This is a genomic window from Neorhizobium vignae, from assembly GCF_000732195.1.
Lineage (GTDB): Bacteria > Pseudomonadota > Alphaproteobacteria > Rhizobiales > Rhizobiaceae > Neorhizobium > Neorhizobium vignae.
Genome location: NZ_JNNU01000022.1, coordinates 17270 through 37133 on the forward strand (window position 1 = coordinate 17270; position 19864 = coordinate 37133).

The 19864-nt window shown below is 59.8% G+C and carries 17 protein-coding genes; 6 read left to right on the top strand and 11 right to left on the bottom strand.

Annotated features, from left to right (window positions below; translation table 11 throughout):
- Positions 1–131: 131 nt before the first annotated feature.
- Positions 132–1367, bottom strand: a complete 1236-nt coding sequence (locus GQ59_RS25640; RefSeq protein WP_037086723.1) for an OpgC family protein — start codon at positions 1365–1367, stop codon at positions 132–134.
- A gap of 196 nt (positions 1368–1563) precedes the next feature.
- Positions 1564–5079 carry a hybrid sensor histidine kinase/response regulator gene (locus GQ59_RS25645; RefSeq protein WP_037086725.1) on the bottom strand — a complete coding sequence of 1172 codons (3516 nt, stop codon included), beginning with the start codon at positions 5077–5079 and terminating at the stop codon, positions 1564–1566.
- Positions 5080–5278: 199 nt separating this feature from the next.
- Between GQ59_RS25645 and mscL the strand changes: the two genes are divergently transcribed.
- From mscL to GQ59_RS25665, 4 genes are all read left to right on the top strand, one after another.
- The gene (gene mscL, locus GQ59_RS25650; protein WP_037086727.1) at positions 5279–5704 is read left to right on the top strand and encodes a large conductance mechanosensitive channel protein MscL; all 426 of its coding nucleotides are present in this window, start codon (positions 5279–5281) and stop codon (positions 5702–5704) included.
- 116 nt (positions 5705–5820) lie between these two features.
- Positions 5821–6990, top strand: coding sequence for a pyridoxal phosphate-dependent aminotransferase (locus GQ59_RS25655; RefSeq protein WP_037086729.1), 1170 nt, complete (start codon positions 5821–5823; stop codon positions 6988–6990).
- A gap of 159 nt (positions 6991–7149) precedes the next feature.
- Positions 7150–8184: a UDP-glucose 4-epimerase GalE gene (gene galE, locus GQ59_RS25660; protein WP_037086731.1), complete on the top strand. Its 1035-nt coding sequence runs from the start codon at positions 7150–7152 to the stop codon at positions 8182–8184.
- Positions 8185–8483: 299 nt separating this feature from the next.
- Positions 8484–9272 (top strand): polysaccharide deacetylase family protein, encoded by a 789-nt coding sequence (locus GQ59_RS25665; protein WP_037086733.1) that lies wholly within the window; start codon positions 8484–8486, stop codon positions 9270–9272.
- A 110-nt stretch (positions 9273–9382) separates the two neighbouring features.
- Here GQ59_RS25665 and GQ59_RS25670 read toward each other — a convergent pair whose 3' ends face one another.
- The 3 genes from GQ59_RS25670 to GQ59_RS30745 all read right to left on the bottom strand — a co-directional run bounded on the left by GQ59_RS25670 (position 9383) and on the right by GQ59_RS30745 (position 10868).
- Positions 9383–9781, bottom strand: coding sequence for a DUF1236 domain-containing protein (locus tag GQ59_RS25670; RefSeq protein WP_037086735.1), 399 nt, complete (start codon positions 9779–9781; stop codon positions 9383–9385).
- Positions 9782–9853: 72 nt separating this feature from the next.
- On the bottom strand, positions 9854–10039 hold the full coding sequence (locus tag GQ59_RS25675) for a hypothetical protein (protein WP_037086737.1): 186 nt from the start codon (positions 10037–10039) through the stop codon (positions 9854–9856).
- 22 nt (positions 10040–10061) lie between these two features.
- Positions 10062–10868, bottom strand: a complete 807-nt coding sequence (locus tag GQ59_RS30745) for a DUF1236 domain-containing protein (protein WP_051904209.1) — start codon at positions 10866–10868, stop codon at positions 10062–10064.
- 556 nt (positions 10869–11424) lie between these two features.
- Between GQ59_RS30745 and GQ59_RS25685 the strand changes: the two genes are divergently transcribed.
- Positions 11425–12012: a hypothetical protein gene (locus tag GQ59_RS25685; RefSeq protein WP_244448064.1), complete on the top strand. Its 588-nt coding sequence runs from the start codon at positions 11425–11427 to the stop codon at positions 12010–12012.
- Here GQ59_RS25685 and GQ59_RS25690 read toward each other — a convergent pair.
- The 5 genes from GQ59_RS25690 to GQ59_RS30750 all read right to left on the bottom strand — a co-directional run bounded on the left by GQ59_RS25690 (position 11986) and on the right by GQ59_RS30750 (position 17421).
- Positions 11986–12660, bottom strand: coding sequence for a response regulator (locus GQ59_RS25690; protein WP_152564462.1), 675 nt, complete (start codon positions 12658–12660; stop codon positions 11986–11988). The two genes, GQ59_RS25685 and GQ59_RS25690, sit on opposite strands and share 27 nt — an antisense overlap.
- The gene (locus tag GQ59_RS25695) at positions 12657–14063 is read right to left on the bottom strand and encodes a sensor histidine kinase (protein ID WP_037086747.1); all 1407 of its coding nucleotides are present in this window, start codon (positions 14061–14063) and stop codon (positions 12657–12659) included. The genes GQ59_RS25690 and GQ59_RS25695 overlap by 4 nt, the downstream gene beginning before the upstream one ends.
- Positions 14064–14206: 143 nt before the next feature.
- Positions 14207–14833, bottom strand: a complete 627-nt coding sequence (locus GQ59_RS25700) for an FkbM family methyltransferase (RefSeq protein ID WP_201772437.1) — start codon at positions 14831–14833, stop codon at positions 14207–14209.
- 274 nt (positions 14834–15107) lie between these two features.
- On the bottom strand, positions 15108–16025 hold the full coding sequence (locus GQ59_RS25705) for a hypothetical protein (RefSeq protein ID WP_051904212.1): 918 nt from the start codon (positions 16023–16025) through the stop codon (positions 15108–15110).
- Positions 16026–16380: 355 nt separating this feature from the next.
- Complete coding sequence (locus GQ59_RS30750; protein WP_051904211.1) at positions 16381–17421, bottom strand: class I SAM-dependent methyltransferase; 1041 nt, start codon at positions 17419–17421, stop codon at positions 16381–16383.
- Positions 17422–17506: 85 nt separating this feature from the next.
- Here GQ59_RS30750 and GQ59_RS25715 point away from each other — a divergent pair, with 85 nt between their 5' ends.
- A complete protein-coding gene (locus tag GQ59_RS25715) occupies positions 17507–18352 on the top strand; it encodes a glycosyltransferase family protein (protein ID WP_037086751.1) in 846 nt (281 codons plus the stop codon).
- Positions 18353–18364: 12 nt separating this feature from the next.
- On the opposite strand, the gene GQ59_RS25720 is transcribed toward GQ59_RS25715, so the two are convergent.
- On the bottom strand, positions 18365–19597 hold the full coding sequence (locus GQ59_RS25720; RefSeq protein ID WP_037086753.1) for a glycosyltransferase family protein: 1233 nt from the start codon (positions 19595–19597) through the stop codon (positions 18365–18367).
- Positions 19598–19864: the final 267 nt, after the last annotated feature.

Below are 19864 nucleotides of genomic sequence, written 5' to 3' on the forward strand. Positions count from 1 at the left end.
GGCTGGCGGTACGGATGCTGGATCCTCGGCTCAAGACCGAGGATGACGTCGAGTGGGTTGCAAGGTTCCTATACGCAAAGCGCAGCGGCCTTCAGCCGCTGCCCTTGTTTTTGAATTGGCCTTATATCGCCTTACCGGATGACCATCTGCTGCGGTGCGCCGGGCTTTGCGGGCTGCTGCACCTTGACCGGAGCAGGGGTCTGCGTGCCGAACAGCTTGTCGCGTTCACGCCACAGGGCGGGCAGCGACAGCAGCGCGATCGAGACGAGGGCAATCGCGGTCTTGGTGAACTCGTTGAGCTCCGGCGTCCGTCCGTCGAAATAGTAGACGAAGTACACGATCGCGACGTGCCACACATAGACGTAGAGCGAGTGGCGGCCGAGAAGCTGGAGGTACTTGATCGAGAACACCCAGGTGATCGCACCGGCGATGCGGCGCACCCATTCGTCCCTGTGCTTCGGGCCGGCGACGATCAGCCAGGTAACCAGTATCGCGACGGCGGCGAAGTTCAGAAGATAGACCGGGCCGAAATCGGCGCGGATTTCCATCGAGGCGAACTTGCCGATCATGTGCGGCGGCATCAGCTCATGCGCGGTGATCAGGCGCAGCGGCAGGAAGAATAGAACCATCAGCAGCGCCACCTTCGGGATGAAGGTATTGTCCGGCGACAGGATATTGCTCCACTTGATCTTGCCGGCCGACGTCAGCGCGCCGAGCACGAGGCCCGAGTAGAAGACGACCTGCCAGCCGAGCAGGTTGAACGACACGCGGATACCCTGGTCGTCCGCACCCATGACCAGATCGTTGAGCGGCGTCGTGGCGATCTGCTGCAGGCCGAGCTGGGCCGCCATCCACAGGATGACCGAACCGGCCACCACATAGTGCCACTTGTCCTCCAGCACGAGCTTCACCAGCATCGGGGCGAAAAGCATGTAGACGATATATTGCGGCAGGATGTCCATGAAGGTCGGCTGGTAGAGGAATGTCGCGATCGCGGCGAGGCGCAGCGGGTCGTCGAAGGTCGTGTAACCCAGCCAGTTGAACCAGATCGAGTAGGCCCCGGGCAGCAGCATCTGCGCGACCAGCACAACCAGCACGATGCCCATCGCATAACGATAGAGTTCGAAGGCGCGGCTGTAGATCGCCGTGCGTCCGGCCGCATAGCCGTTCTTCAGCATCTTCTTGGCATAGACCATGCCGATCAGAAGACCGGACAGGAAGACGAAGCCCTGGGCATCTTCCACGAAGGCGAGCTGATTGTGGTTGATCTTGACCAGGAAATAGCCGCCGGCAAAGATCAGATGGTTGAGCACCATGAAAACGAGGAAATATCCTCGCATACCATCAATAATATCAAAGCGTTTCATCGGTCGCGGTCTCCGTCTTTGCCGGTTCCGACGGCTGTCGCCTTTCGGTCCGTAAGGCCTCTGCGGGCCAGGATGTACGCGGCTAAACGCGGCAAAAAGCCGGACAGTTCCAGCCGTATTGGAGCGTTTAGACGTGATCTACCGTAAACTGTGCGTGATGACTTCGCGATGAACGGTGGGTTGGGTGAGGTTCACACTATTCCGCCGCGACGCGCTTGAGCCCTGCAACCTGGGTGAGGTAGGCCCGCATGGCGGCCGGCTTCACCGGCTTGTGCTGCACGGCGATGTCGTGCCGCTCCGCTTCGGCGCGCACTTCCGGGGTGCGGTCGGCGGTAATGATCAGCGCCGGGATGTCCGCCTGGTATTTCTGGCGGAGCTTGAGAACGGCTTCGATGCCGTTGCCGTCGTCGAGATGATAGTCGGCTATGATGATTTCCGGCGGCGGTTCCCGGCGGTCGATGATCTCGTCGAGGGCTGCGAGCGAATCCGCCTGGCCGACGGTGCAGCCCCAGCCGGTGATCAGCAGCGCCATGCCTTCGAGGATGCGCGGCTCGTTGTCGATGCAGAGCACCCGGAGCCCGTTCAGCGGCTGCGAGCGCTTGCGGCGCTCCAACTGGTCGGTGGCGTGCGCTGCCTGCGATGCGGTTAGATCCATCGGGACCTGCACCCGGAAGGCGGTGCCTTGTCCGGGCGTGGAGGCGATCTGGACCGGATGGTTGAGCACCCGCGAAATGCGGTCGACGATCGACAGGCCGAGACCGAGGCCGGCCGCCGTCTTCGCACCTTCGTCCAGCCGGGCGAATTCCTTGAACACGGTGCGAAACTTGGAGGGCGGAATGCCGATGCCGGAATCGAGCACCTCGATGACAACCTGGTCGCCGCGCCGGCGCGCGCCGATCAGCACCTTGCCGTCGATCGTGTATTTGATCGCGTTGGAAACGAGGTTCTGCACCAGGCGGCGCAGCAGGTTGGCGTCGGATCGGACCTTCAGGGATGTCGGCATGACAACGAATTCCAGGTCCTTCTCGCGGGCCATCGGCGCGTAATCGGTCTCGATGCGTTTCAGAAGGTCGTCGAGCGGCACCGAGGTGAAGCGGGGTTTCATGGCACCCGTATCGAGCCTCGATATGTCGAGCACGGCGCCGAGGATTGCCTCGACCGATTCCAGCGCGGAATCGATATTGCGGACCAGCGAACCGTTGTTGTCGGAGGCGCCGAGCCGCTCCACCAGTGCCGAGGAATAAAGCCGGGCGGCGTTGAGCGGCTGCAGGATGTCGTGGCCGGCGGCCGCGAAGAACCGGGTCTTGCCGATATTGGCCTCGTCGGCGGAGGCCTGGGCTTCGGCCAGCTCCTTGTTGACGCGGGTGAGCTCGGCGGTGCGTTCGCCGACCCGCTGTTCGAGCGTCTCGTTTGCCTGTTTCAGCGCCTGGTCGGCCGCGACGCGGTCGGAAATATCGGTGAAGGTGGCGACGATGCCCTTGTCGGGCATGGCGTTGGAGCGAACCTCGATGATCCGCTGGCCGCCGTTCAGCACCAGCGAGAAGGGGGCATCCAGCGTCTGGAACTGGCGGATCACTTCGGCCTGGTCCGACACCGCGAGATCGCCGCGCTCGGAAAGGATGGCGACCATATCTGCCAGCGGAAAGCCGACCTGGCCGACCTGTTCCGGCAGATCCAGGAGATTTCGGAAGCGCCGGTTCCAGATGGTCAGGCGTTCGGAACTGTCGAACACGGCGATGCCCTGGTCCATCTGCGACAGCGCCGTCTGCAGCATGTCCTGGTTATATTGCAGCGCCTCGCTTGCCTGGTCGAGCAGCCAGGCGGTGTCGGAATTGGTATCCTCGGCCTTCTGCAGGATCAGCGACAGGACAAGCCGGGCGGAAGACGAGCCGATGGCACTGCCGAGCAGCTGTTCGGAAAAGTGGATCATCGCCATGTCGGCGGGCTGATCGTCGCTGAACGTGCGGCCGGCCGTCTTCTCATAGTTGGAGAAGGAGCGCCGCATGCGTTCCTCGCCGAGATACCGGGCGATGGCCGTCTTCAGGTCGCCGACGCCCACGCGGGTCTTCCAGCCGCGGGTGGCAAATTGCGAGCGCAGGTGCCTTTTCACGAAAATGCCGGCCTGGATGCGCTCGACCGGCCGCGGATTGCGCGACAGCGATCCCAGCACGAAGGCGAGAATGTTGAGCGTCAGGCTGAAGAGCGTCGCGTTGACCAGCGGGTCCGTCCGCGGCCCGGAGAAGATGCCGGTGCCGGGAAAGAGGAAATTGAGGACGGCGGTCGCCACATGGGAATTGTCCGGTCCGCCGAGGCTCGGCACGAACAGCAGGTAAGCCCAGGCAAGGAAGCCGAAGGACATGCCGAGGATCGCCCCGCGGGCATTGGCGCGGCGCCAGACAAGGCCGCCAAGGAGGGCAGGAGCCACCTGCGCGATCGCCGCGAATGCGAGCAGGCCGATGGAGGCAAGCCCGGACTGGCTGTCGGCCATGCGGTAATAGGCATAGCCGAGGATCAGAACGCCGAAGATCGCGACGCGGCGGATGTTCAGCAGCGTGCGGGTAAAATCGGTGCGCTGGCCGGAGCGTGCGGCCATCAGCCGCTGCCGCAGGAAGATCGGGATGATGATGTCGTTGGACACCATGATCGAAAGCGCCACGGATTCGACGATCACCATGGCGGTGGCGGCGGAAAAGCCGCCGATGAAGGCGATCAGCGAAACCACCTTCAGTTCGGCCGCAAGCGGCAGCGTCAGCACGTAGAGGTCGGCGTCGCCGGTGCCGCCGAAGGTGATCAGCCCGGCCATCGCGACCGGCAGCACGAAAATATTGATGGCGATGAGGTAGAGCGGCAGCAGCGCGCTCGCCACCTTGCGCTCCTTTGTCGTGCGGTTCTCGACCACGGTCACGTGGAACTGCCGCGGCAGCATGATGATCGCAAACGCCGACAACCCGATCAGGACCAGCCAGCGGCTGATCGGCGTCTCGTAGGCGAGCGCCGAACCGACCAGCATGTTTTCCGATGCCTTGGCGAGCAGGTCGGCCGGTCCGTCGAAGAGAATGAAGAAGACCGAAAAGCCGACCGTCGCAAAGGCGAGCAGCTTGACCACCGATTCCATCGCGACCGCGAGGATCAGCCCGTCCTGGTGTTCCGTCGCGTCCGTGTGCCGGGTGCCGAAGATGACGGCGAAACAGGCCATCATCAGGGTGACGATCAGCGCCAGGTCGATGAAGTAGAGATTGCCGCTGCCGATGCCGTAATCCGAGGGATTGACCATGGCGGCGACCGAACTCGACACCGCCTTCAGCTGCAGCGCGATATAGGGAACCGCGCCGACCAGGGCGATGATCGCGACGATCATCGCGACCGTGGAATTCTTGCCGTAGCGGGCGGCGATGAAATCGGCGACGGACGTCAGCTTCTCCGCCTTGGCGAGCTCGACGATACGTCGGATGATCGGCATGCCGAGTGTGAAGGCGAGGATGGGGCCAATATAGATGCCGGTGAATTCCAGCCCCCTCTGCGAGGCAAGCCCGACGCCGCCGAAATAGGTCCAGGAGGTGCAGTAGATCGCAAGGCTGAGCGCATAGACGATCGGCCGCCCATTCTTGGGCACGCCGAAGACACGGCTCCGCCGGTCGCCGTAACTCGCCACTGCAAACAGCAGCAGCACATAGGCGAAAGCCGAAACGAAAATGATCCAGCCCGGAAGCATTGCTCCTCCGCAAAAGGCTTCGAGCCTCGAACATTAGGGGAAAAGCAATCGCTTGGAAATCAGGGAGCCTCTTGGCAAAAAGTCCAATAGACGGTCGCATTTAAGCCTTTGGCGAACGGTGTCTTTTCACATCCGCAGAAAGCGCTATGTTGCATTTTACTGAAACCTGAAGCGCCATGGGGGACAATTGGCCATGTCAATGATCAGCGAATTCCGTTCTTTTGTTGCCAAGGGCAATGTCGTCGATCTTGCGGTCGGTATCATTATCGGCGCCGCTTTCACCGGCATCGTAAAATCGCTGGTCGATGACATCGTGATGCCGATCGTCGGCGCCATCACCGGAGGCGGCTTCGATTTCTCGAATTACTTCCTGCCGCTGTCGAGCACCGTCACCGCGCCGTCGCTGGCCGCTGCCCGCGAACAGGGCGCGGTCTTTGCCTACGGCAATTTCATCACCGTCCTCATCAATTTCCTGATCCTTGCCTTCATCATCTTCCTGATGGTGAAGGCCGTGAACAAGATGCGCCTCGCCGATGAAAAGAAGTCGGCTGAGGAAGCGCCTTCGCCGCCGCCGGCCGATATCCAGCTGCTCAGCGAAATCCGCGACATTCTCAAGGCAAAGTGATCTTTTGATCACGCCGGGGCGATTCATCATCGGAATCGATCCCGGCCTCACGGATTATCATGGGATTCCTTGGGCTTCCTGCGCTAAAGAAGTGGGAAACAAGCCAAGGGAATTCCATGTCGATCATCTCCAGTCTCAGCCCCCGCGCCGTCGCGGCGCCCGAAAGCGGCATTGTCGAGGTTCTCAATTACGCCCGCGGGCGGGAGGGATTGATCCCGCTCTGGGCCGGTGAAGGCGATCTGCCGAGCCCGGATTTCATCAACCGCGCGGCAACCGAGGCGCTTCTGGGCGGGGAGACCTTCTACACCTGGCAGCGCGGCATTCCCGAACTGCGCCAGGCCTTGTCGGATTATTACGCGCGGCATTTCTCCGTCTCGTTGCCGGTCGAGCATTTTTACGTCACCGGGTCCGGCATGCACGCGATCATGCTGGCGGTGCAGGCGGTGACCTCGCCGGGCGACGAGATGATCTACCTGTCGCCGACCTGGCCGAACATCATCTCGGCGATCGAGATTTCCGGCGCCCATTCCGTCGGCCTGCCGCTCAATTTCGTCGGCGGCCGCTGGTCGCTCGATCTCGCCAAGCTGGAAGCCAAGATCACGCCGAAGACCAAGGGCCTGTTCATCAACACGCCGGCCAACCCGACCGGCTGGACCGCGACGCTCGACGACCTGAAGAATATCCTGACGCTGGCCCGCAAGCACGGCATCTGGATCGTCGCCGACGAGATCTATGCCCGTTATTATTACGGAGGTGCTGCCCGTGCGCCGTCCTTCCTCGACATCATGGAGGAAGGCGACCGGATCATCTTCGCCAATTCCTTCTCCAAGAACTGGTCGATGACCGGCTGGCGGGTCGGCTGGATCGTCGCTCCGCCGGAAATGGGACAGGTTATCGAAAACCTGGTGCAGTATTCGAATTCCGGCGTGGCCCAGTTCCTGCAGCGCGGCGCCGTGGTGGCACTCAACCAGGGCGATGATTTCGTAAACGCGAATATCGCGCGGGCGACCGAGGCGCGCGACATCCTCTGCGACGCGCTGATCGCCACCAACCGGGTCGAGACCTTAAAGCCGGATGGGGCGCTTTACGCCTTCGTCAAGGTGGACGGCATCACCGACAGCCGCAGCGCAGCGCTCGATATCGTCGACAAGATCGGCGTGGCGCTGGCGCCCGGTTCGGCGTTCGGCAAGGGCGGCGAGCTTTTCCTGCGCGCCTGCTTCCTGCGCGATCCGAAGCAGATCGAAGAGGCAGCCGGCCGCCTCTCGGACTATATCAAGCGTCTCTGATCCGATCCGGCACGCAATCGCTAAAATTCGAGCGATTTGCTCAAGAGCCTATTTGCCTTGACCCGAGATAAACCCGGCGCAGCCAGCGTCGGGTAAGCATTGTTGAAGACTGCCCGTGTTTTCGTCCTGCCAACGATAAGAAAGCAGGGAAGTATAGACATGGCAGTTCTGGTAACAGGCGGCGCGGGTTACATCGGCAGCCACATGGCCTGGGCTTTGCTCGACGCGGGCGAGGAAGTTGTCGTTCTCGACCGGCTGTCGACCGGTTTTCGCTGGGCCGTGCCGGCCGAGGCGCGCTTCTATCTCGGCGACGTCGGCGACCGCGCCGTTCTTTCGCAGATCTTCGCGGAAAACGACATCAACGCGATCCTGCATTTCGCGGGCTCGATCGTGGTGCCGCAATCGGTCGCCAACCCGCTGGATTATTACGAGAACAACACCGGCAATACCCGGCTGCTTGCCGCAGCCGCGATCGCCGCCGGTATTCGCCATTTTGTCTTCTCTTCGACGGCTGCCGTTTATGGAGACCAGAAAGACGACACCGCCGTCTTGGAAAACGCCGACCTGCATCCGAAGAACCCCTATGGCCAGTCGAAGCTGATGTCGGAGATGATGCTGCGCGATGCCGCCGCGGCGCATGATTTCCGCTTCGTGGCGCTGCGTTATTTCAACGTTGCCGGTGCCGATCCGCTTGGCCGCACGGGGTTGTCGACAGAGGGCGCGACCCACCTGATCAAGATCGCCTGCGAGGCGGAACTCGGTAAGCGCCGTGGGGTCGATGTCTACGGGACCGATTATTCGACACCCGATGGTACCGGCATCCGCGACTACATCCATGTCACCGACCTGGTGGACGCGCATCTGAAGGCGCTGAGTTACCTGCGTCGCGGCGGCGAGCCTCTGATCGCCAATTGCGGTTACGGCCGCGGTTACTCGGTCCTGGAGGTTCTGGACGCCGTGATGCGGGTTGGCGGTCGCAAGTTCGAAATCCGCTATGGGCCCCGAAGGCCGGGCGACGCGGCAAGCGTGGTCGCCAATTCGACGCTCGCACGCCGGCTGCTTGACTGGAGACCGCGCCACGACGATCTCGATCTCATCGTCGAGACTGCGATCTCGTGGGAGAAGGGCCTGGCTTCCCGCAAGGCCGAAGATCTCAAGTCGCTGCAGAGCAGGCTGGCGTCGGCTCGCTTCTAGGCTTCCGGATCGGCGCGCCATGGGCAATGCGGCGGGCACGAAAGACACGCGCACCAACCTCGCTCCGAACCGTCAGACGCGAGGCACTGCCACCACGCCTGACGCGACCGGCACCGCCTCGGTACCCTCGGGCCAGGCCGGCACGAACCCAAACGGTCAGTCTACGAACTGCTGATCAAAACGTCTTCCCCAAGAAAGGCCGGCATCGTCCGGCCTTTTTAGCGACTGCCGATTCCGTCGCATGGCGCCTTTAAGGATTTGCCGATAAGGGAAAGCCTTCTCGATATCGGTATTCCATCATGCGACGCGTTCTGCTTTGTACCTTCCTCCTGCTTCCTCTGACGGCCGGCGCCCAGACTCTGCCCCAGAAGCAGTCGCCGAACCCCTCTTTGACGCAAAATGCCGTGCCCGCTCCCAAACTGGTGGAGCCGCATCTGCATGTCAGCCGTTCTGGCAATGCCAGCCGTCCCCGTTTGGCGCTGACCTTCGATGCCTGCATGGGCAGGGCGGACGAGCGTATCCTGTCCACCTTGGTCCGAGAGAGAATTCCCGCGACCATTTTCGTCACGGCCCGCTGGCTGAGAAACAACCCGCAGTCGGTCGCAATCTTTCTGCAGAATCTCGATCTCTTCGAACTGGAAAACCACGGCCAGAACCATGTCCCAGCGGTCGATATGCCGGTCCTGATCTACGGCATCGCCGCTGCCGGATCGCCGGACGCGGTTCGCCAGGAAGTGACAGGCGGCGCTGACGCCATGCTGGCGGCGGGTTTTTCGGCACCACGCTGGTTCCGCGGCTCGACCGCAAAATACGACCCTTCGGCGATACGCCAGATCCGCGATATGGGGTATCGGGTCGCCGGTTATTCGCTGAACGGCGATGGTGGCTCCCTGCTCGGTGCCGACGTCGCCGAAAAACGCATCGCTGCCGCCAGGGACGGCGACGTCGTCCTCGCGCATATCAACCAGCCCACTCATGCGGCCGGCGAGGGTGTGGCCCGGGCGCTCGTTACCCTGAAACGGCGCGGCGTCGAGTTCGTACGGCTTTCCGACGTGGACGGCATTGGCGACGACGACACGACCCGGTGAGGGCGCGGTCTCTCCGGCGATTTTCTTTCGGGCCATTTCGACCTTTGAACACGGATCGGGGGAGAGACGTTCCGGTCTCTCCCCCGATCGGTTTCAGGACTGGGTCCTATTTATCGGACGACCTGCACGACCGTGCGGGTCTGCGGATCGACGATGACGCGCTGTTCGTTCACCACCGCATAGGCGTATTTCGGGCTGTCCGGAACCGGGGTCAGCACGACGGTCTCCGGGATGGGCTTGCCGACGACGATCTTCTCCTTGATGACGACGGGCGATGCCGGGGCAGGGGCCTGTTCCACATAGGTAACGACACGTTCCGGCGGCGGGTCGATGGCGGTCCCGACAACCGCGCCGGCAACGCCGCCGACGGCAGCACCGACCGGGCCTCCGATGATCGCACCGGTGACAGCGCCGCCGGCCGCACCATTGACCGTGCCTTGCTGGGCCGACGCTACAGGAGCGAGGACGCCGAGCATTGCGGCGGAAAGAACGAGGATCTTGGTCTTCATGATGGTTCTCCTTCTGGGTGTTGTGACGCGGTCGAACGGTTCGCACCGCGCCTTGGAATGCAACCGAGGCTGCTATCTGGTGACTGGCGCAACAGGCTCCACCTTCGGCAGGGTCACGTCGATGCCGATGTCGCGATTTGAGAGGTAGCCGCTTTCGAACAGGAAGAGCCCGCATGCGACGACCGCGATCGGCAGGATGGCGGCGACGGCCCAACCGCCGCCGCCCGTATGGATCACTGTCGGTTCCCGGTCACGCATGGTTTTCTCCCGCGTTCAGCGCTCAGCCGACCAGGATGTAGACGATCTTGTGGCTCGAGGGTTCGACGATGATGATCCGGCCGTCTGCCAGCACGAAGTATTCGTAGCCGCGATAGGCCGGCACGATCTCGACGATGCGCGGCGGCAGAGGGTGCAGTTCCACGGTCGTCGGGACGGCGACGCCCACATCGACCTTGATATCGACATTGACCGGCTCAACCTTGTTCTGGACGAGGATCTGGCGCACTTGCGCCCGCTGTTCAGTGGAAATGTTGATGCTGCCCGTGGTCTCGTTGGAAGGCTTATCGGCTGCGGCCTGGTTGGAGCCAGGCTGCTGTGCGCCGCTGTTCTGGCGGGCAGTGTCTTCGGTTGCCGGCTTGCTGGGATCGGTTCCCGAGCCCGAGCCGGAAGTGGCGGCCGTGGAGCTACCGTTCTGGCCGGCAGGTTTCTGCTGCGCCGTATTGTCCTTGTTGCCTGTCTGGGCGTCGGTGGATTGCGCCTTCTTCGGATCGGACGGCTTTTCCTGAGCTGCGCTGTCACCGGTCTTCAGGCGCTGCGGATCGGCGGTCGAGCTTTGGGCAGTCGTCGAACCGCTGCCGCTGGCGCCACTTTGCGGCTGCTGCGTGGTCGCCCCCATATCCTGCTGCGGCTGGGCCTGCTTGGCGCCGGACGAACCGTCCGAACCTGGCGGCAACTTGCGTGGCAGGGTGGGCGAACCGCTGTCCTGGCCGGTTGCGGGAGCCTGAGCCTGAGCGATTGCCGGGACCACCGAAAGCGTGGATCCGGCGAGAAGCGCTATCGCGAGCGTCTGTTTCATTGTGGTTTTCATGATGTTTCCTCCTATTTCTCTTGAGCCTTCGTTTCACTTGCGAACCGCCGCGTGGGTCCGCAATCACCCGTCCAACTACGGTTGCCACCGGTCGTTCCGGCGTTCGGGCTTCAGTCGGGGAGGGCGGGACTTCAGGCTGATCGCTGTTGGGCCTTTGGTCTGATGGAGCGGGGTAAAGGTCCAAGGGGGGATGAAATCGCGAAACCGCGCTGATAGGGTGCCGTTGGGCTCGGAGGTTTTTTGGGGGGCAGTCACGGACGACGGTTTCCCCGGCCAAATGGCTATCGATCGCCGTCAAGGGGCTTTTTGTCTCCATTACCATCTCGGGAGGCCCGCCGTGTGATGGGATCGAGCCCGGTTCCTGCGCGATCATCGGTCCTTTTTCAGCGCAGAACCCTGCCCGCCGACCGTCCGTGTCACGGTCGGCGGGCACTTGATCGAGAACGGGGCTGCGGAACCATGAAGCGGGCGTTCGGTTTAGGCTTGCATAACGGTTCAAAAATGCCACACGCAGGAGATTGCCATCCCCAGGAGCCAAGAGATGCCGATCCGTAGAATGCTTTTCTTGAGCGGAGTGCTCACCGCGATTGCTGCAACCGTGCTGCCTTTGAAGGTTGTCGCGGGTGCGGACGGCTTGCTGCGCGTTACGCTGTCAAGCGTCGCGGCTCAGGACGGCAACGGCAACGGCAACGGTAACGGTGGCGGCGGGGGAAGCAACGGGGGAAACGGCGGCGAAAACGGCAATGGCGGTTCCGGCGGGAACGGGAACGGAAGCGACAATGCCGGCGGCAGTTCCGACAATAACGGAAACGGCAATAGCGGCGGCAACGGGAATGGTAACGGCTCTGGAGCCGATACCGGCAGCGGCGGCTCTGGAGCCGGTGCAGGCGCCGGATCGGCTCCGGCAGGTGGCGCCACAAATTCAGGCAGGGCCCCGGCGGCACCCGCAAACCCGGCTGCTCCAGCGAAAGCCGGCGTCGAGGTCGATGTTCGGGGGGCCTCGATAACCGTCCGCCATCAAAACGGCGCGACGGAACGCATTTCTCAAGGCCGCTACGAGATGCGGGATTCGCGCTCCCGGACGATCGTCAACCGGGCCGCAACCCCTTCGGATGCCTCAAGGTTGCGGTCGTTCGGCCGCTGATCGTTGATCGGTCGCATCGCGAAGAGCAAGGGCCGCCTCCGTCCGGTTGGTTACCTTCAGCTTCGAGAGGATGCGGGTCATGTGGTGCTTGACGGTCTTTTCGTGAAGATCGAGCTCCCGCGCCACCCGCTTGTTGCTGAGGCCGGATGCCACCAGGTTCAGAACCTCCTGTTCGCGATCGGTCAGTTCCGACAAAAGGCTGGGTTTTGCCGGGGTTTCGCCGGAGGCGGATAGGCCGGCGATCAGCCGCGCCGAAAGGGCAGGCGAAACATAGCTCTCACCCGATGCCACGGTTCTCACCACGTCTGCCAGGCCTCGGGAGCCGACACCCTTGAGAACATAGCCCTTGGCCCCGAGCTTCAGCGCGGTCGCAATGTCTTCGCTCGCCTCCGAGACTGTCAGCATGACGATCTTCAGGTCCGGGCAATGATCGAGCGCTTCGGCAATTGCCTCAAGACCGTTTCCAGGCATGGAAATGTCCATCAGCATCACGTCCGGGCACAATTCCCGAACGATGCGCAGCGCGTCGTCGCGCGAACCGCCTTCACCGACCATCTCGAAATCCTCGATCTCGCCGAAGCTGCGCGTCACGCCTTCGCGAAACAAGGGATGATCGTCGATGACCGCAATCTTTATTCCTGCCATCAGGCCTGCTCCATTTCATGCACGTTCAGCGACATTCTGACCGTGGTTCCGTCCTTCGATGTGATGATTGAAAATGTGCCGCCGAGGCTTTCGATCCGCTCCCTGAGCCCCGCGAGCCCGAGACCTTCCGGGCGTATGTGTTGGGGGTCGAAACCCGGCCCCCCGTCGGCAACCTCAACAACGACATTGCCGTTGTCGAAACTCTGGCGAACGCGCTGATCGATGCCGCCGCCATGCCGGAAGCCGTTGTTAAGCGCTTCCTGCACGAAGCGATAGATGCAGATCTTGGCCGAGGGCGAAAGCGGCCGCGATCCGCTCGACCCCGACAGTGCGACGACGACGCCGGTGCGCTGCCGGTGCGCGTTGACGGCGCGCTGCAGAACGTCCGGCAGCTCGGCGGTCTCGATCTGCGGTAGAACCAGGCCGCTGCAGATGCTGCGGATCTCGTCCATTGCCTCGTCGAGACGGGCCTTGATCGTGGTGACCTCCGCTTCGCGGGCGGTCGGCGGCGTTGCGGGATCGGTCAGGAGCCGGCTGTCCACCCGCAGTGCCGCATAGGCGACAAGCTGGGCCGGCCCGTCATGAAGGTCGGCCCCGAGCCGGCGCAGATAACTCTCGTTGAGGGCGGTGGCGCGCCGCGAGGCCCGCTGGGCCCGCGCGTGAAGGGCCTTGTTTTGCGAAAGCAGGTCGGAGAGTTCCGCCACCCGCTGCGTCAGCGCCTGTCGCTGATGGTCGATCGTGCGGCTGCCGCGGAAAACGATCGCCGAAAGGATCAGGAAGAAGGCAAGCGTGACGCCGGCAACCGCCGCCCAGCTACGAAGCTGCGCCTGATAGAGGCTTCGCTCGAAATCGCCCGCGACCTCGTAGAACTCCGAGACCGCCACGACCTCTCCCGACCAGGGTTGCAGGATGGGATTGTAGATTTCGAGAAGGGGCATCCCCGTCGCTCGCTCGATCTTGCTCTCAGGGTCTTCGGCAAGTCCGAAGCGCGCCACCATCTGTCCGGAAAATGCGGCTTGCAGGCCCTCGCTCGGACCGAATTTCTGTCCCACCATGCTTTTGTCCGTCGCATAGAGGATCGTGCCGTCCCTGCGCCAGAGCTTGAAGGATATGACCTGGCCACCGAGCGCGCCCTGGCCGAAGGTCTCGTCGAGCGCGCGGGTGGTGACGTCGTCGAGAGTCTGGTTGGTCTTCATGTCCGGAAGCAGCGGGGCGATGATGCTGTCGACATAAAGGGCGGTGGAAGCTGCCGAATTGCGGGTGACCGCCGCTTCGATGAGGTTGGTCACAAAGGCACCGACCAGAAGCATGGCCGCGAAGGCGACCAAGCCTCCCGCGAGCAGAAACTGCCGGGCGAGGGATTGGTCGTTCCAGCGATCAAGAATTGCGCCGAGCCGCATCAGCATGCCATGTTGTCGACCCGCACCATGCGAGCCAATGGCGCGCAACGCGCAAGGGGGCCAATCCGTTGCATTGGGAGCGGATTATCAGAGACAGGAGATAAACACCGCCCGGCAATAGCTTGCCTCGAGGCTTCGGAGGCGGATCATCAGGCAGTCTCGGCCATATTGAACTTGAAGAGGTAGTCGTGCCCGGTAAGCTGATCCAGAAGGGTGTAGCCCTTGGCTTCCAGGAAGCTGCACATGCGGTCGATGTTCCGGCATTCTATCACCATGAACCTGAAATTGTGGCGGTCGAAATCCACACCCATCAGGACCTCCAGTTCGGCACCTTCGACGTCCAGTGACAGGATGTCCATCAGCGCCGGCGCCTTGCCCTCGTCCAGGATCGTGCTGAGCGGCTTTGCTACCGCACCGAACTCGAATGTCGCTTCCCGATTCCTCAGGAATTGTCGCGAGAGTTCCAGATGGGCTGATACGCTCTCCAAATCGACCTCGACATTCGTGGAGACGCTCATCAGGTTGCCATAGGTCATGTCCACATATTTATGAGGATAACCGAAGCGTACGCAGGCATTGCAGAATATGGCGTTCTTCTCGCTGCGGTTCCTTCTGCATTCCAGGAAATTGTTCGGCGACGGTTCTATGAGGATGCCGCTCCATCCGCGATTTTTCTCGAAATAATAGGTGTTGGACTGGCGAATGCCGTCATTGGCGCCGAGTTCCACATAAAACCCGTTGTCGTAGTCGATATATTTCTCGATCTTTCGATCCAACTCGTTGAGCCCAAAATATGCGCTGCTAGGCTTTTTCTTTTTAAAAGGAAGACGCAGTTTGGGCATCAAATTCACTCCTAATTCCAGAAACGAGCGATATTCGTTCCCAGATCTCCTCGCAGGGGGGCATGGTGCATGGCCGCAGATAACACGCTAAATTGGCCTCTACGATAACATTGCCAAAAGATACAGGTGGGCAGGGCTGTCTTGCAACGCGCCATGCGTCCGCCCCGACGCCGCGACGGCGATCGGACTGCCGCGGCATAAGTTGATTTCACTTAGGAAATACCTTCCCCCAGATGCGCTTCAGCCCCTTTTCCTTCTTCTTCCGATAGCAATGTTCGCGCATGTAGATATCGTCGGCAAGGAAGTTTAAGGCGGGCACCCGCGGATGGCGAAGCGGAAATTCCAAAGCCTGCCGGGGGAGGTCGGCAACGTTGTTAGACCCCGACGTGTGCGTTGCATCCGCACGGAAACCAAGATTGCTGATCAGGTTGCCCTTCGGCTGTATACTGATTTGTCGCTGAAGCCACTGTGAGAAGGTAAATTGATAGCCCCAAGCGTCGAGTCCGCCGTCGTATACCCGATTGAAGGCCTTGATCCAATGTTCGAACTCACTGGGATTGGCAACGGTGTTGAGCCAATTATTATCCCGCAAGGTCCCCCAGTGTTTAATCGACACGTCATAGTTTTTCCAGACCCGGCGCCAGGTAGCCCAGCCCCAGATCAGCGGATAGCGGCTGAAGTAATAGCTATCCTCGACTTCTACACGGCCATGGGTGAAATTTGAGCCATTGATGGAACCCACGCGGTCGTCATTCTCGTACTTTTCCAACAGTTCAGTGCAATATGGGAAGAAACTGGGATCCGGCAGGCAGTCGTCTTCGATAATGATAGCGCGGTCGGTCTGCGAGAAAACCCAGTCCAATCCAGAAGAAATCCGCTTGCGGCAGCCCAGATTCGCGTCGGAATAGTTGCGGAAGACCTCGCAATCCCAAGTGATGATCTCGACCACCTTCCTTGTTTCCGCGCATTTCTCGGCCTCGTTCGCACGGTCTGCACGTGGCCCGTCAGCTATGATGAAGAGCTTACCAGGTCGAGCTTTCTCGATTTCACGGAACACCGATTCGGTAAGATCGGGTCTGTTGAAAATGATGAAGACTACAGGGGCAATCGATTTAGCTTCGTTCATTTGTCCACCGCTCACGGACTGATTGAATTGAAATCGCGCCCATAGTGCCTTCGCGCGCTCGGCTCGCCACGCATATGGCATCTTTGGCTGCTCGTAACCCAGATTTCACCTTTGGGCAAGCGATCGGGCAAGGCCTGCAAACGCCTGTCCATGGGTCCTCTCGGGCTTCGATGCGCCGCTCTTCTTCGTCTGCACAGCCGGACGAAAAGGAGCGATACCCAACGCTACGGCTTATGCTTGAGCTCGCCGCTACGCATTTGCAGATGTCCGTCATCGCAAGCGTCAATGTTTCAAAGATGGATGGGGCTTTCGGCAGATTGGGTGCGCTTTGGCAGCTGACAGCACTTCGTTTGTCTTAGCCGGATATGATTTTACGTATGAATTCCCAATCTCTCTGCATCAGGCTTTCGCGACGACCGCCGCGGGTTCGGTCGAATTTCTCAATCAATCGACGGGCCTTGCGCACGATGAACGGCTCCCGTCTTTCAAAAGGGTTGGTAGCGAGAACTCGTTTTGTAAAGAGGTGAAGTGAGCTACCGTCACTATAGAAGTTAAGATTGAGCTTCTTCCCAATAAAACGAAGCGATGCCTCGTTGAAGAGTGAGACATGCTGGCCGGTTTCAGGGATGAAATACCACCAGTCGTCGATTGTCGTGATCTTCCTCTTGGGTTGCAGCTTTGTGGAGAAGGCGATGCTATCGCTGTATTGTAGCATCTGCGACAGCTCTGCTATCGGGTCCGGCAGGTGTTCGAAAACTTCCATAGCCGTCAACATCTCGAAACTTGATCCTACGCCAAGATCTTTCAGATCAAAAAATTCGGCGAACAGGTTCTGGGTGTACGGATCGGTATGATAGAAATTGTAGCCAACGTCTCGCATCATTCGGGTAAATAAGCCATAACCTCCCGCATAATCCAAATAACGTCCATCCTTATCAAATCCTGACGCATGAATTACTCGGGCTAGTGTTTCTGACAATTGGATATTTCGACCAACCAGGCCGACGTCAAGTTTGGTTATTGCTGAAGCATAGGCTTCTTCCAGCCAATACGGCTCTTCAGTTTGAATAAACCCAGTTTCCTCACAGAGGTAATAGCGCACATCGTATTTGTTCAATACTTTCGTGGTGAACAGAAGTTTCGTGCTGCCGCCAGTTATTTTGCTCTTAACCATAGTCGAATCTCTTGCGTCCATATCATCCCTGCGATTCACGGTCTGCCTGCACGCCAGGCGGTGTCTCGATAGGCCCGCTGCAGCGCGAGCAAACTCACTGTAGCATTTATAGGCAAAACGCATATCCAGGTCCTCGACCAGTTCTTTGTAGGAATGTATGAACAGGATGTCGCTGCGGCCGCCAAGAGTTTGAATGGGCCAAAGCAACAATGAAGCGATCATCGACTCATGATGGCAACAAGGTTTCTCCGACTTTCCACGGGTCGAGGCATCTATCAGGGTGTGTCATCCGCATTGGGAAAACTAAATGATTGACAAAAAAGCGCTTATCGTTGGGACAGCACGGGACTGCGAGGAAGGTTTAAGGGCAACTCTTCCACGTCTTACCCGTCTACGAGAGAGCTTCAGGACGACGAAATTCCTCTTTGTCACCAACGATTCCAAGGACGGTACCGAGAGGGTTCTAAGGGAATGGTCAGCTGACGTTCATGACGCACATATACAAAGTGTCGACGGCCTTGCCGCCAATGTAAGATTGCGGACACCTCGCCTCGCCGTCGCAAGGAACCTTTATCTCGCCGCTTTGCGCCAAGATCTGTCCGCAGGGATTAATCATGAAATTCTCGTGGTCCTGGACCTTGATGGGGTAAATGAGAAGCTCATTGAGGAACCCTATTTTTCTGACGCGATCAACTCCGCGCCCGATGATTGGGGCGGCCTATTTGCCAATCAACGCGATTGGTATTACGACATCTGGGCTCTGCGCCATCCCACGTGGTGTCCCACTGATTGCTGGCAAGAAGTACGCAATGTGCAGCAGGCATGGTTCAATAAAAGAAAAAAGACCAAAGCTGCAATAGAGAAGTTCGTGACCGGCCGTCAGAAAAGGATAGCTGCAGACGATCAGCCAATCCGTGTAGAGTCTGCCTTTGGCGGTTTTGGTATTTACCGAACTCAGTTTCTTGCGGGATCTCTCTATACCGGCGTCGATCCCGCGGGGCAGGAAATCTGTGAGCACGTCTCCTTAAACAAATCGATCGCGCAGCGAGGAGGCGGGCTTTATATATTGCCTGATCTCCTGAATGATACTCCGCAGGAACATGTGGCGGAAAGATTGAAACGCCAGGAAATGAAATTATCGGAACAGGTTTAACGTCCTGAGCAGCTAACTTTCCAAGATGCGGACGAGCGGACTGTTGGCAAGGACATCCTGGAAATACGCCGCCGCGCGCTCTGTGCCCCGCTGAAAACGGGAGGGATCGGCTGCGATTCGTAAAATCACTTCGGCGAAATCTTGATTGGTCTTCGCGGGCAAGGCATTTCCGAACGAAAGAAACGCCTTCATCGACATGCCCTGGGCATAGATGATCGGCTTATAGGCCGCGACGGCGTCTTGAACGACACCTGATCCTTGGAGACCGTAGGTCGCCGCCTCGTAGGGCAATAGGATCGCATCCGTCGACTGAAACAGCTGCTCGAACTCCTGTGGCGATATACGGTTGCCGTGTGGAGAAACGGTAACATTTCGTCCACCACCGTTGAAATTTTGCAGGCCTCCATAGACGCCGCCTTCGCTGAAGTCCGCCATCGAGCCTTGGATGGCGAAATCTATTGTCCCCACGGATCCGCTCTGAGCCACTTCAGCAACGGCCGCGACGATATCTGCGATCCGCGCGCTACCCTTTTCGGGGCGAGGTTCTCCGAATATTCCCACGCGGAAGCTACCGTTCTTACCCGTCTTATAGCCTGGGGGTGCTGCGAGGGGCATACTGCAGGGGAGGTAAAGCCCACCTTCGACGGGCATGCGGAAACTCGCCTGAAAATAGGCCGCCAGTTCCTCGGTCTCGCTGAACAGGAAAACGCTCGCTGGGAGTTTTGCAAGGATCGCGCTCAGCCGCCTCGACCGAATCTTTTCATTTCGGTCCCCCAGTTCGGAATTCAGGAAGCGGAGGCAAATTCTGGGTGTTTCATCTGCCAATACAGCGCTCAGCTCAACCACTGACTCGAGGGTATCCAAGTCTGCCGTCGGTATAACGATGAGATCGTTCGCTCCCAAGTCAAGGCTACGGCATATGTCAGTCAGTTGCTTACCAAAGGCGGAAGGAGGCAGCTTGAGCGAATGCTTGGCTTTAAGGACGCCCAATACGGCAGCTATTTGCTCGAAGGCATTTCCGTAGAGTAGACGCGATCGCAGTTTTGCTAGCTTGATCGACCTGTTGGTAAGCTTTGCCGCCGCTGCTCCCAGGAACCCGTCATAGGCTTCCCCAGCCACGATGATCGTCTCGTGATCCGGGAAATACCGACGCAACGCGGCAATTTGAGTATGGTGGTGTCCGCGATTGTGGACGAGTTTGCGTTCCACGATCAGAAGCTTTTGGCGCGCGCTTGCGTCGCTCATGGAGTCTTGCTCTGTTGGAGGGCCGGGCCCCGGTCGAAGAGGCATCAGATCAGCCCCATGAATTCTCGTTCATGCAACTGCGTACAAACTTTGTTGGGCAGACATCAAGCTATTATTGTTCCAGCAAGGGACAAAGTCCGTTCGCAAGAAACTTGTATCTGGATCTAGCCGCTTGGGGCACTGGAGCCTCAGTATTCATGGTTCCTCACGTTTGATAGTATCCTGCATCTCATTCCAGTTCGATCTTTTCGGGTGATTGAAGATTGT